Genomic DNA, 12,672 nt, shown 5'->3' with positions numbered 1-12,672 from the left:
CAAACATCTATTTTACAGCTAAATAAATCTTATTGAAAACACATTATTTATTCATGACGCGCAATAAAAAATCACAGTTTTACCTTCTGTGGCAACTAAACGTAAGCAAACAAACTTAAAAATCCACTTGAAAATGAGAAACACAAAACGACCAAGAGACCGTATAAAATTAGCTGAATACAGGGATAGTATCTTTCGCTGAAAACCAGATCTTTGTCCTTAAGACAAACAGTCAAACGAATTAATCACAATCGTTTGCTGCCAAAAGAACAGAATATTCGCATGAACAAAGCAAATTTAATCAATAAGGATATTGAAGCTATTTTACAAACTGAATATCAGGACATCACGCAGTTGGTCGAAGATTATCAGGATGTTCCGGTTAGCGAGGAAAGTCACGAAGCCTTATACGCCTATAACCTGCTTTACATGAATATACATTCCCTATCGGAACAGGAATACCTTGACGCGTTCAATCAATTGGGTGAGAAATACCCTAATTACGGTCTGGCAGGAGAAAATGATCACAGCAGAACTATTGCTGAACTGGAGAGGCTGAAACATGCGTTCAACCAACTACGCTTACAAACCGAGCAAGGGCAATATTTACTTCAACTCAAACTCAGGAGTATTGATTTGGACATTCAAGTATATCGAAAACTGATGCAATTGCCGATTACTCCTACCATTCAAACAGAAATAGATCTACTGGCATCAGAATCCTATAAACTTATAGATGAAATCGAAACAATTTTGGCACAATATGTTGATGAATAAGGTGTATTTCATTCGAGCATTGCTCTTGCGAACATCAACGCATATATGTTGTTTATTTATCAGTCTAAGCACGCTCTTATTGCCGCAAGTGACCAAGGCGGCTTCTTATGATCAATTCCAACAGCAGCCGTTCGCACCCTATTCGATCAGTGACGATGGCTATTTACACTATAATCTACAGGTAAATGATAGTAGCTATCTTGCTATAGCATTGAATCTGCATACCTTATTCCCAGGCACAAACGTCGAGAATCTTAGGCTGAAACAGTATGAATTAACTGACTCAGAACTTACAATCAGTAGTTATCAGGGATCTCCCATTTCTGTTAATTATCAGCTTACTGATAACGAACTCAAAATATTAAGAACCAGCAATCTGCCATCCGAACCTAGATTGGACAGCCATTTATTTTCTTTGAACTTTATCAGGGAACTGGAAACTTTATTTACAGTAAACGATTTAGAGCGATTAAAGCGATTCAACTGGGGGACCGTATCCAAAGAAAACATACTCTTATTTTTAAGCCAACTGAACGATTTCTCCAACACAGCAGAATTTGGTTACAATGCGATCCACAATATGTTAGCCAGTAAAAACTACGCTGTGGCAAAGCTCTTTTACAACTCATTTCTGACAAAGAATAAGAATTTCAATGACTTCGAATTACTTAAAATGGCGATCGAACAGGATGACTTGGTTTTTATCAAAAAAACATCCTTAAACAGTTTAAACATCTGGGGTATAGATGAGGTCAAATTCGACTACAGTTTTACGCAATGCACCTTGCTCGGTAAAGCCATACAACAAAAAAACAAGGTTATCGCGCGCTATCTTTTAGACAGAGGTGCTTCAACAGAAAAGGTATACAAATATGAAACGGAAGTACTTAATGCAATCCAATTCGCAGAGCAGGTGAAAGCAAAAAAGCTATCTGATCTTTTTTAAACAAAAAACGCTTACCACAGATCAAACCGATACGTTTCGTATCTTGCTGGAATAAACGATGATAGCAGATTATATGATCCTATTAAAAAATTTATACTGATGAAAAAAATAGCTTTATTTGTCCTGTTGCTCGTTTGCACGATGCTTATCGGACGATCTTATTTCCAGATTAACGCAACGAAAGCTCAAAGCGGATCTTTAGGCAAAAAAGTTAAAAGTAGCGCGGTGCTACCTCAGTTAAAAGATGGCGACATGATCTTCCAGTCATCCATCTCGCCTCAGTGTAAGGCGGTACAACTAGCCACGGGTTCTCCTTACTCGCACTGTGGTCTTATTTTTCATGAGAATGGAAAACCTTACGTACTGGAGGCTATTCAACCCGTGACGGTAACAGGTTTAGCAGACTGGATCGCCAGAGGAAAAAACAAACATTATGTGATTAAAAGGCTTAAAGAAGCAGACAAAGTACTATCGGCAGACGTTTTAGCGAAAATGAAGGGGATCGGGGAAGAATTCTTAGGCAAGAATTACGATGGTACATTCGAATGGTCAGACAACAAAATCTATTGTTCGGAACTGATCTGGAAAATCTATCAGCGCGGTGCCGGAATTGAGGTAGGCAAACTAGAAAAACTGAAAGATTTTGATCTCAGTAGCGCCGAGGTCAAAAGCAAACTCAAAGAACGCTACGGCAATCGGATCCCTTTGGAGGAAACAGTAATTTCCCCTGGATCTATTTTCAATAGCGAGCTTTTGACAACGGTAGCAAGCAACTAAACAAGCCTTACACGACATCGCCCCCGAGCAAACCTAGCTTTTGCAGTTTAACGGGGGCGCCACCATTCAATTTACTCTGTTCTGCGGCGTCAATAAAAGCACAAATTGCTAAGGTTTCCCGTTCATCCACCGGGCTTTGCCCGGTTTGAAAAAAAGGAAGTATACGATCCAGCAAAGGACCATAACCCATAAATTGCCCTAGATGAACAATCTGATCTTTCAGAAAGACTGTCCCACCAAAATCATCCTTCCCTTCCCGGATACCGCGAACTGAAGCAATCCGGCCATCATCCCATTGACCAATGTACATGGAAGTCCCACTTTCTTGTACCGTTCGCACTGTTATACAGCCCGGTCCCATTAAGGCAAACAACATTTCCACCGCATGAATTCCATACCAATACAGATCCTTGTGCGACGGATCCGTGACAGCGGGACTATAAACATCGGCTCCAACAACTTTACTTTTATCAAGGTCCTGCAGGCCGACAATGTAACGTAATGAACTGGAGGAAAAAACGGGACATCCATACTTCCGGGCCGCTTCAAATATTTTTAGGGCATCGGTATATGAATTGGCTATAGGCTTATCGATAAACAATGGTTTTCGAGCCCTGAGGACTTCAAGAGCCTGTTGTAAATGTAAGTTTCCATCGTTCGTCTCCAAAAATACATAATCCACTTGTTCAAGCAGCTGAGCAATACTGGAAACGACAGAGACGCCATACTGCTGAATTTCGGCCGCGATCTTGGGGATACGCTCCGTGCTAAGTGCGATTGTTTTACTGCCATAAGGATAAGCCGCAACAACCGAAAATTGCCCATATACACTACCGGCGCTGGCTGTATTGATCGCTTTTGTAAAAGCAATGGAATGTGTACTGTCCAAACCGATAATACCGATTTTTTTCTTTGGCTTTGGTAACATCAGGTTGAGACCTTTCTCCGAAAAATCCGCCTTTGTGTAAAAAGAAAGCCCCAAAGGCAGTAAAGAAAGTAAGAAATGCTTTCTATCCATTAGACTCATTTAATAAGGAAATGGCACTGTTCACCAAAGCCGAAATTGCCGTCTTAAATGCTTTTTCATCAAGATCGAACTGTGGATTATGAAGCCCATATTGGGTATTGACATTGTCATTATTCGTTCCCACCAACATAAATAAAGCGGGGTACCGATATGAGTAATAAGCAAAATCTTCTGCTGCCATCCAGATTTCCAAATCTTGCACGACTTCATTTCCCATGCTCCTTTGTAGGATATTTTTTACTTGCTGGGTCAATTTGGGATCATTATTCAATGCAGGATACCCATGGCGCACTTCCACATCCACTGTCGCTCCCAAGGCTACAGGTAATGTGCGCGAAATTTCAGCAACAGTCTCCAAGGCCTCCTTGCGCCAGGTTTCATCCATGGTACGAAAGGTACCAGCCAACTTAACCTCCTCGGGAATGACATTCGCTGCACCATCGCCGATAAAACGACCAAAAGTCAATACGGATGGGATATCAGGGTTTGCCTTACGGCTGACCAGCTGCTGTAGCGTAGTCAGCAACTGAGCGGCAATCATAATCGGGTCAACGGCTCGATGCGGCTCGGCCGCATGACCACCGCGTCCTTTAATGGTAAAATAAAACTCATCACTTGAAGCCATAAACCGCCCCGGGCGTAAGCCTATTTTCCCTAAAGGTACACGCGGACTGACGTGCAAGCCTAAAACCGCTTTAATCTTTCCACCGAAAGACTCCAAGATACCGGACTCCAGGATTTGAATCGCACCACCGGGGATCTTTTCTTCCGCGGGCTGGAACAAGAGCACAATTTTCCCTGAAAACTCGGTTTTATATCCCTTTAAAACTGTAGCTACGCCCAATAGATTTGCCGTATGAAAATCGTGACCACAAGCATGCATAACACCTTTATTTGTGGACTTATACAACACATCATTCTGCTCGTGAATAGGTAATGCATCAATGTCGGCCCTTAAAACTACGATATCGTCACTTGAGGACTTTTCGCCCTCAAGTACGGCAACCACACCTGTATTGGCGACCACTTTAAATGGAATATCGAGCAGGGTTAACCGCTCCCGGATATAGGCACTCGTCTTATATTCCTGAAAAGACAGCTCAGGGTACTTATGGATATGCCGGCGGATCGCAACAATCTTCGGGAAAATAGCTTCAATTTCGGTGTCTAATTCTTTCAACATAGCATTCATCATTGGTGTATTGATAAAAAAGGTATTTCAGTCACGATACTTCATCAGGAATCGTCCAACAAGTTAAGTTAAAAATAACGCACATAAAAATACAGTATCATCACTGTAATAATTATCCACCAGAGGGTTGGATTCCGAAAACCACGATAAGAAGCTCGATCCCCTTCGGGCATCTGAAACGAATCGCGTGTCAATATCAGGTTTTTCAGACGCGCTTCCGGAACGGCCGGTGTACATAAACTGACCAGCACACAGGCGATCATGCAGGTCCAGAACACAATGCCGGTTCTGTTAAAAAATGGCATATCTGGAAGTACGTATTCCAAGAGCAGCGAAAGTGGAATGGTCAATAAGCCTGCAGTCAATGCACCATGTGCCGTAGTCCGTTTCCAAAATACCCCCATTAGAAACATGGTAGCTATACCCGGTGTAAATAAACCATACAAATTCATCAGATAGAGGAATACTGGTTTGTCGGAATAACTAATCAATACCACAGCACTCATAATACCAAGCACAATAATAACGACTCCAGCACGTTTACCAAAACGGATTGCTTGCTCATCAGAGGCGTTTTTATTGATGTACTGACTGTAAATATCTACTGTGAGTATGGTTGTACAAGAATTTATAGCGCCGGAAATATGAGACATAATCGCAGAGATAAGACCAGCCATAACCAGACCGATCAGCCCTTTAGGCAATAGTGTTTCTACCAGCGTCGCAAATAATAGGTCCGGCTGATCTAAATGCGGTAAAAATTTAGGCGCCACCAAAGCTGGGATCGTTATAATCAGAGGGACCAGAAATTTAAGGTAATCACCGAAAATAACTCCCATACGGCCATGCCATTCATTTTTTGCTGCCAATACGCGCTGTACAATAAATTGATTGGTCGCACAGTAGAATACACTGATACATAGCAAACCGCCTAGATACATTGTCCAAGGAAAGTCTGTATCGGAAGCTGGATAAAACATCTTCCAGTCTTTGGATGATTCCACGACTGACTGAAATCCGCCTGCCGCATTGATGGTAGCAAAGGTCAACACGACACCACCAAGCACCAGAATAACAAGTTGCACCATTTCAGTCCAGATAACTGCCTTCAACCCTCCTAACACCGTATACAATCCCGTCAAAATTGCCATTCCGAAAATACTATACAGAATGGGAATACCAAATAAAGCATGTAAAGAGAGTCCACCCAGATAGAGCACTGCACCGATTTCTACGAAAACGTAGGTAAATAAAATCAAGATTGCATAGAGTACCCGTGTGGCATTTCCATATCTTTTTTCAAGATATTCGGGAATTGTATAAAAGCCATTACGTATGTAGAAAGGCAGAAATATCCAAAGCAGCGCATTAAAACCGATCAATATGGCACCCCATTCCAAGGTGATGGCCACAAACCCACGGCTATAGGCCGCTCCCATGGCACCGACAAGATGATGGCTACTGATATTTGCGGCAATGATACTCCCTCCGATCATCCACCAGGGCAACTTATCACCAGCCAAAAAATAGTCCCGTTTGGAGGAGGAACTTTTTTTCGAAGCATATAATCCCAATACGACGATACCGACTATGTATACCGCAAAAATAATGACATCAATCCAATCTAGTTTCATCGGTCAGTAATGTTTGAATTCCTAATTTCGTTTGTTCAATAAGTATCTCGAGACTACCCCGTTCATAAGGGCTTTGCCATACAGCATAAATATCTTTATCGTAGAGTTCCGCTGGCGCGAGGTAGCCCACATAACCGTTGGCGATATTGATAAATACAATGGTATGGTTGGGAAATTCAGCCCGTATTATCGACTGGTAACAAGAATATGCTTCATTGGCCTGGGCCACCAAAATTGCATCCCCCATTTTCCAGAGCCATACCGGAATGGTTGCTTCCCGTTGATCCCCAATGGTCTTGCGGGTATTATATTTTCGCCAAAGGCGGTCTTTCATAACCCGCTCGGTACAGCTTTCGTACTCCTCGAAAATAGCCTCAAGACTAGGCAGGTTTTTGTATGGTACGTTTACAGTATGCACAAGCTGTTTGAATTCAGTCGATAATACCTGTTTCTGAAAGTTCCAACAAGCCAAAGGTGCTCCTGAAATTAACGCTTTATCAAACACCCAACGCTGACCTATATGATCCTCCTGCACCAAGGTTGAAAGCACCGCATAGCCCAACTGTCGACCATTTGCTTCTACCAAAGCAGGATCTTTGACATATTGACGCTTCGGAGCCAGATCACCTGATGCACCCTGTAAGAATAAACAGGGAACTTTCAAGACCGCTTCCACCGTATACCGCATTTCACCAACAAAATCCGGGGAAAGCAGTTCATTTTCGTGGGCAAAGCTCGTCGGGTGACAGGCATAATTGCAGATCACAGCTTGCAGTTTTTCGGTGTTATCGTACACACGTCCGAGCAATAAGGTATGATCAGCTTCTTTTAAAGGGTTAAACCCGATGAGATATTCGCCATTAAGTTCCAGATCACGATTACAGGCCAGATCACATACCCCATAACTCCAATGCAAACTCCCTTCGAATAAGCCATCCTTCGCCTGCTGGACACAGCTGATCGCCTGCGTTTTTAAGAATTCCAGATACGGAGGAATTAACTCCCCTCCGGGCTGATGTATATCCGTAGAACAGATAGCAGGGCCAGCATGCGTATGTGAAAGTGTAAAGACCAGCTGTGATGCTGTCAGATTGAAATGATCAAGCAATGCGAAACGCAATGCCCGTTCATCTTCCGCATTTTTCCACCAACCCAGGTCGGCTGTCAATATAATGGCAGGGGGAGAATCAACAGGCGCCATGTAAAGGCAATGCATCAACAAGGGTTGGTGCACACCAACAGCTTGATCAAAAGTAGCTGCCCCCCAATTGCGTGAATAGATCCCTAAGGTAGGCGTGATATCACATTGACCGAGTCCAATTTGAGCCTGTAAACCACCTATTGTTTCTTTTCTTGGATCCTTTTGTTCCATGGCCTAGGGTCTAATTAATGAGAGGCCGCCATCTAGTATGATACTTGTACCCGTCATCTGCCTGCAATTGTCGGAGCATATCCAAAGCACCTGTTTGGCTATTTCCTCCGCTTCGAGTATATCCCCCAGCGGCACTACCGCAGCAGCCTTTTTTTGGAGCGTAGCATCCTTGGACCAAACCACTTTACTCAACCCCGCATTGACATAACCGGGCGCAATTTCGTTGACGCGGATTCCATCAATAGCATATTCAAGTGCCATGGCTTGACAAAGCATCCGTAATCCAGCTTTGGAAACGCTGTATGCCGGCAGGTTCTGATGCACGGCATGCCCTGCCCAACTGCCTAGAAAGACAATATTTCCCTGAACACCAGTAGCAACAAATGATTTAGCACAGGCATTGGCCAGAAAAAAAGCACCATCCAGATTGACCGCCATTTCATTTTTCCAGGCCGCATTGCTGAGTTCCCGAAAGTTTTGAATCGTGACGCAGGCCGCATTAGCAATACAAATCACTATTGCTCCAAGCTCCCGCTGTATACGATCAACCCAAGACTCTACCTGATCAGCATCTGTGACATCTACCTGATCGTAAAATAAGTTAGTCTGAGATTCATCGAGCAAAGACCACCGCTCTTTCGCAAGCGCTGGTGCAAAACGATCCGCAATACAGACAATTGCCTCCGCCATCAGGAAATCCTCGGCTATTGCCCTGCCAATATCACCAAGTCCACCACTGATCAAAACCACTTTGTTTTTATATTCTGCTCTCATATCTACTTAAAATCTACCAGTCACCAACACTACCATCTTTGTAAAATGTACGCTGTAAAATTTCCTGTTGAAAGGGATGCTTTTTCACTTCTTCTTCATTGATTTCAATACCCAGACCGGCCCTAGTATTCGGGAGGACAATACGGCCTTTTTCCTGTACCGTAAATCCTTCACTGACGACATCTTGACGCCACTCAACATCTTTGTGAACACTTTCACAGATAATGTACGATGGTGTTGCGAAGCCCAACTCGATAGAGGCAGCTGTGCTTACAGGTCCCTGTGGATTATGAGGCGCCATAGACACACGATAAGCATCTGCCAAAGCCGCTATTTTACGGGCTTCAGATAATCCACCGCAATGTGTAATATCAGGCTGAATAACACTTACCGCACGTTTTTCAAGCATATCCCTAAAAGCATGCACACCGATCAGGCGTTCGCCAGAAGCGATAGGTGTCGCTACCGCCCGTTGGATCAGGGCAATATCCTCCATGGTTTCGGGCCAGCATGGCTCCTCAAAAAAGTACAGACCATAAGGTTCTAGCGCTTTGGCAAATTGCATTCCCATGCGCGGACTAGGACGTGCATGGCAATCTACCATAATATCGATATCATCACCCACGGCATCGCGCATTGCCTTTACACAGGCTTCAGCATATTTAATCGGACGAAGCCCTTCCAGGGACATCGTTTCCGGAACAGCCATGGATTTAAAAGCCGTAAAACCTTCATCAACGGCCTTTAAGGCAAGATCGCCAAAACGTTTAGCGTCGTCAGGTGCTGTTTCGTAAAAATCTTCCATTCGGCCACCTCCCAAATGACAATAGAGACGGATATAATCCCGTACTCGACCACCCCACAATTCATGACAGGGCACATTATGAATTTTACCTAAAATATCCCATAGGGCAATATCAATACCACTGATTGCCGTTCCGCGGACAATTCCGTTCCCATGCCAAAAATGCTGACGGTACATCATCTGCCACAGATACTCAATGCGACGCGGGTCCTCGCCGACCAACAGCTGGGAAATATCTTTAATTGCACCAACGACGCTTTGTGTATGCCACTCCAATGTAGCCTCACCCCAGCCCCAAAGTCCGGGCTGATCGGTTACAACTTTAACAAAAATCCAATTTCGCATGCGCGCATGGCATACAAAGGTTTCGATAGCGGTTATTTTCATAGTCAGGGTTACAAAGTTTTTATTACACGTGCTGTCGCTTCTAAGGTCCGGTCAATATCATCTTCCGTATGCGCAAAGGAAATACTTCCCTGCTTAATTGCAGCCGGGAAATTAAAGATTCCTTCTTTTATGAGATTTTTGCGGTAGCGGATATCCAATTCGAAATCATGATTATCCAGAATATCGTGAAAATTAAGCGGCGCATGATCCATAAAGTAAGTACAGAAGGCGGAGCCTTGACGAGCAACATAAAATGGTACACCTAATTTAGGAAATATTTCCTGATATCCCTGTTCCAAGCGTGCACCCAGATGTTCAACATGCTTATAGACTTGGTGTTCAGGACTAGAAAGTTTTTTCAATGTTGCGATTGCTGCGGCTGTTGTCAGTGGAAAAGCATTGAATGTTCCCGCAATCATGACGCGCTTGGCTTTATCTGGATCGACAAAATAATCCATGTACTTCTTCTTTCCTGCAATTACTCCTAGAGGATAGCCGTTCGCTACTGCCTTTCCAAAGGTGGAAAGATCTGGCTGAACACCACAAATGGATTGATAACCACCTAAAGCATGTCTGAAGCCAGTCTTTACCTCATCAAAGATCAATAAGAAACCCTGCTCATCCGCAAGCTTACGAAGACCTTCCAGATATCCCGCTTGCGGTTTAACGATACCGATATTCTGTAAAATAGGTTCCAACAAGATGCAGGCCACCGAATATTTCTGCAGCACATAACGAACACTATCCAAATCGTTGTAATTGATCACATGTACCAGCTCACTGTGGTTCTTGGGAACGCCGGCACTCAGTGAGTCAAATGGATATTCACCGGGAGTTTGATAAGGTCCGATATCAGCTTTTTGGCTAATTACATTACAAGCGACATCATTATGCCAACCATTGTATCCGCCTTGCATGACGATGATATGATCGCGTCCCGTCACCGCACGGGCAATCCGGATCGCATGATAAGTGGCCTCAGATCCCGTTGTCGTGATCTGCACACTCTCAGCATTGGGAACTGATGCACAAAATAGTTCCGCAAACTCCCCTTCCAATAAAGTAGGACCTGCTCCCATCAGTACCTGCTGTTCCTGAAGCGTCTTCAATACCGCAGCATTGACATCCGGATCATTATGACCAAGAAAGGAAGCTGCAAATCCAGCTTGATAATCGATATAACTATTTCCGTCGATATCTTCAACACGGCTCCCATTTCCCTTAACGAAGCAGATATTGGGATCCGACTTTCTGTTCAACGATACCACACCTCCTGGTATCCATTTTGCATTCTCGCGCAGTATTGCGGCTGATCTTTCGTTTTCTTGCATGCTTATTAAAAGTTTTGCTTTTATTATTTTTATAATTGGGTGTGACGGCCTCGTATCTAACGCGTGATACAGCAATCTTGTATTTAAATATATACTATTTTATGTATACCAAATTACAATATTTTTGTATACATTTAAAATAAATTTTAAAATAATTCAGATGAACCTACTTATTGACGACCTAGACTTCCCGGAAGGCCCAGCCTTTGATCAGCAAGGCAACATTTGGCTGGTAGAAAAAGAGGCCGGCAACCTCATCCATTACAGGGATAATAAGTACGATCGCCTACAGGTTAACGGGCACCCCAACGGAATCGCCGTTGCGCCAGATGGAACGATATGGTTCTGCGACGCATTACAAAACAGCATCCGCAGGTATAATCCTATTGACAACAGCTGCGAAACCCGCCTCAATAAAATAGGCAACAACGTATTAAAAATGCCCAACGACTTATGTTTTGACAGCAGTGGAAACCTCTTATTTACCTGTCCGGGAAGCGAATTAACCGATGGAACGGGCTACATCTGCTGCCTGCAGACTAACGGCACTACGCGCATAGTCCATCAGAACATGCAATACCCCAACGGGCTAGCTTTTGCCCCCGATAGCAGCAAACTGTACGTTGCCGAAACAGGTAGTAAGTGGATCTGGAAAATGAATTGGAACCCCCTATCGTGCCAAATGGATTCTATTGAAAAATTTGCACTTGCAGGTGGGCAGATCGGACCCGATGGGATTGCATTTGATGAGGAAGGCAATTTATTTGTCGCCACATATGGCTCAGGACACATCCTCGTGCTGGATCAAAATGGCGCTGTCACCGAAAAAATTCAAACATCCGGACTAAACCCAACCAATTGTGCCCTAGATCCATCCGGAGCAATGGGATTGATTATTACAGAAGCAGAAAAAGGTCAATTACTACAACTGAGTCACACAAAAAAGGGGATATTATAATATATATCCCCTTCTATTCTGTATATTCTCGCAAGACTTTACACAAGTTCCAAAGCCTCTTGCTCGCCTCGATCGAGATGATGCACCAAAGTATCATAAGCCTTGTTCCAATCATTCGCTTTTAATGCATCCACAATCGCACGATGCTCTTGTTCAGTATCCAGGTAATCTTCCATCTGCCCAAGAATAGCCCCCAATTTCATGTGAAATAGAGGAATATTGCTATTTTTATAAATAGCGATTAGCCTGGAATTGCAAGTACCTTCAATAATACGTTCATGAAAGCGCACATCTGCCTCACAAGCCCCTCCATAATATCCTTTGCTGACCATATCGGAAAAGTCATTGCAGATCAATTCCAAATCATCAATCAGCTCTTTATTCTTTTTTGAAAACAAAATCTTTAAAGCACCGACTTCAAGCAATTCACGCAGCTCGCGAATATCCCGCACATCCTCAACAGTCATCTTTTTCACAAAACAACCTCCTTTTTCGCCAAACTCCACCAGACTTTCTCCCGCCAAACGCATAAAGGCTTCACGAACAGCTACCCTGCTTACGGCCAGCTTGTCAGCCCAGGCACTTTCGACCAACCGCGCCCCACCAGCGAGCTGGCTTGATAAAATCTTCTTGCGGACTTCCAAATAAACCTTATTGGCAAGCGAATCCTCTTTCATATTGTATACAATTTT

Annotated in this window: 12 protein-coding genes; 4 read left to right on the top strand and 8 right to left on the bottom strand. The window is 43.6% G+C overall.

The genetic code is table 11. From position 1 onward, the window contains the following. The first annotated feature begins 213 nt into the window (after nucleotides 1-213). The 3 genes from HPC41_RS16875 to HPC41_RS16865 all read left to right on the top strand — a co-directional run bounded on the left by HPC41_RS16875 (nucleotide 214) and on the right by HPC41_RS16865 (nucleotide 2,500). Nucleotides 214-777 (top strand): hypothetical protein, encoded by a 564-nt coding sequence (locus tag HPC41_RS16875; RefSeq protein WP_172395182.1) that lies wholly within the window; start codon nucleotides 214-216, stop codon nucleotides 775-777. Continuing rightward, nucleotides 737-1,723, top strand: coding sequence for a hypothetical protein (locus HPC41_RS16870; protein WP_172395181.1), 987 nt, complete (start codon nucleotides 737-739; stop codon nucleotides 1,721-1,723). Before HPC41_RS16875 ends, HPC41_RS16870 begins: the two co-directional genes overlap by 41 nt. A 99-nt stretch (nucleotides 1,724-1,822) precedes the next feature. Further along, nucleotides 1,823-2,500, top strand: a complete 678-nt coding sequence (locus tag HPC41_RS16865) for a YiiX family permuted papain-like enzyme (protein ID WP_172395180.1) — start codon at nucleotides 1,823-1,825, stop codon at nucleotides 2,498-2,500. A gap of 7 nt (nucleotides 2,501-2,507) precedes the next feature. Here HPC41_RS16865 and HPC41_RS16860 read toward each other — a convergent pair whose 3' ends face one another. The 7 genes from HPC41_RS16860 to HPC41_RS16830 all read right to left on the bottom strand — a co-directional run bounded on the left by HPC41_RS16860 (nucleotide 2,508) and on the right by HPC41_RS16830 (nucleotide 11,022). Continuing rightward, a complete protein-coding gene (locus HPC41_RS16860) occupies nucleotides 2,508-3,518 on the bottom strand; it encodes a Gfo/Idh/MocA family protein (protein ID WP_172395179.1) in 1,011 nt (336 codons plus the stop codon). Then, nucleotides 3,511-4,710: a M20 metallopeptidase family protein gene (locus tag HPC41_RS16855; protein ID WP_172395178.1), complete on the bottom strand. Its 1,200-nt coding sequence runs from the start codon at nucleotides 4,708-4,710 to the stop codon at nucleotides 3,511-3,513. Before HPC41_RS16855 ends, HPC41_RS16860 begins: the two co-directional genes overlap by 8 nt. Before the next feature lie 77 nt (nucleotides 4,711-4,787). Further along, complete coding sequence (locus HPC41_RS16850) at nucleotides 4,788-6,353, bottom strand: SLC5 family protein (RefSeq protein ID WP_172395177.1); 1,566 nt, start codon at nucleotides 6,351-6,353, stop codon at nucleotides 4,788-4,790. Continuing rightward, nucleotides 6,334-7,725 carry a hypothetical protein gene (locus tag HPC41_RS16845; RefSeq protein WP_172395176.1) on the bottom strand — a complete coding sequence of 464 codons (1,392 nt, stop codon included), beginning with the start codon at nucleotides 7,723-7,725 and terminating at the stop codon, nucleotides 6,334-6,336. Before HPC41_RS16845 ends, HPC41_RS16850 begins: the two co-directional genes overlap by 20 nt. 3 nt (nucleotides 7,726-7,728) lie before the next feature. After that, complete coding sequence (locus HPC41_RS16840) at nucleotides 7,729-8,499, bottom strand: SDR family NAD(P)-dependent oxidoreductase (protein WP_172395175.1); 771 nt, start codon at nucleotides 8,497-8,499, stop codon at nucleotides 7,729-7,731. A 13-nt stretch (nucleotides 8,500-8,512) separates the two neighbouring features. Next, nucleotides 8,513-9,691 (bottom strand): galactonate dehydratase, encoded by a 1,179-nt coding sequence (gene dgoD, locus HPC41_RS16835; RefSeq protein WP_172395174.1) that lies wholly within the window; start codon nucleotides 9,689-9,691, stop codon nucleotides 8,513-8,515. An 8-nt stretch (nucleotides 9,692-9,699) separates the two neighbouring features. Continuing rightward, nucleotides 9,700-11,022 (bottom strand): aspartate aminotransferase family protein, encoded by a 1,323-nt coding sequence (locus tag HPC41_RS16830; RefSeq protein ID WP_172395173.1) that lies wholly within the window; start codon nucleotides 11,020-11,022, stop codon nucleotides 9,700-9,702. 160 nt (nucleotides 11,023-11,182) lie between these two features. On the opposite strand from HPC41_RS16830, the gene HPC41_RS16825 reads away from it, so the two are divergent. Continuing rightward, nucleotides 11,183-11,980 carry an SMP-30/gluconolactonase/LRE family protein gene (locus HPC41_RS16825; RefSeq protein WP_172395172.1) on the top strand — a complete coding sequence of 266 codons (798 nt, stop codon included), beginning with the start codon at nucleotides 11,183-11,185 and terminating at the stop codon, nucleotides 11,978-11,980. A 38-nt stretch (nucleotides 11,981-12,018) separates the two neighbouring features. On the opposite strand, the gene HPC41_RS16820 is transcribed toward HPC41_RS16825, so the two are convergent. After that, nucleotides 12,019-12,657, bottom strand: coding sequence for a GntR family transcriptional regulator (locus HPC41_RS16820; RefSeq protein WP_172395171.1), 639 nt, complete (start codon nucleotides 12,655-12,657; stop codon nucleotides 12,019-12,021). Nucleotides 12,658-12,672: the final 15 nt, after the last annotated feature.

The organism is Sphingobacterium prati, assembly GCF_013167215.1.
GTDB classification, from domain to species: Bacteria; Bacteroidota; Bacteroidia; order Sphingobacteriales; family Sphingobacteriaceae; genus Sphingobacterium; species Sphingobacterium prati.
This window is presented reverse-complemented; position numbering and strand designations above follow the sequence as displayed.

Excerpts from the sequence above, each read along its gene's own strand:
- HPC41_RS16870 (WP_172395181.1), top strand. The coding sequence starts at position 737 with ATGAAATCGAAACAATTTTGGCACAATATGTTGATGAATAAGGTGTAT.
- HPC41_RS16865 (WP_172395180.1), top strand. The coding sequence starts at position 1,823 with ATGAAAAAAATAGCTTTATTTGTCCTGTTGCTCGTTTGCACGATGCTT.
- HPC41_RS16860 (WP_172395179.1), bottom strand. The coding sequence starts at position 3,518 with ATGGATAGAAAGCATTTCTTACTTTCTTTACTGCCTTTGGGGCTTTCT.
- HPC41_RS16855 (WP_172395178.1), bottom strand. The coding sequence starts at position 4,710 with ATGTTGAAAGAATTAGACACCGAAATTGAAGCTATTTTCCCGAAGATT.
- HPC41_RS16850 (WP_172395177.1), bottom strand. The coding sequence starts at position 6,353 with ATGAAACTAGATTGGATTGATGTCATTATTTTTGCGGTATACATAGTC.
- HPC41_RS16845 (WP_172395176.1), bottom strand. The coding sequence starts at position 7,725 with ATGGAACAAAAGGATCCAAGAAAAGAAACAATAGGTGGTTTACAGGCT.
- HPC41_RS16840 (WP_172395175.1), bottom strand. The coding sequence starts at position 8,499 with ATGAGAGCAGAATATAAAAACAAAGTGGTTTTGATCAGTGGTGGACTT.
- dgoD (WP_172395174.1), bottom strand. The coding sequence starts at position 9,691 with ATGAAAATAACCGCTATCGAAACCTTTGTATGCCATGCGCGCATGCGA.
- HPC41_RS16830 (WP_172395173.1), bottom strand. The coding sequence starts at position 11,022 with ATGCAAGAAAACGAAAGATCAGCCGCAATACTGCGCGAGAATGCAAAA.
- HPC41_RS16825 (WP_172395172.1), top strand. The coding sequence starts at position 11,183 with ATGAACCTACTTATTGACGACCTAGACTTCCCGGAAGGCCCAGCCTTT.
- HPC41_RS16820 (WP_172395171.1), bottom strand. The coding sequence starts at position 12,657 with ATGAAAGAGGATTCGCTTGCCAATAAGGTTTATTTGGAAGTCCGCAAG.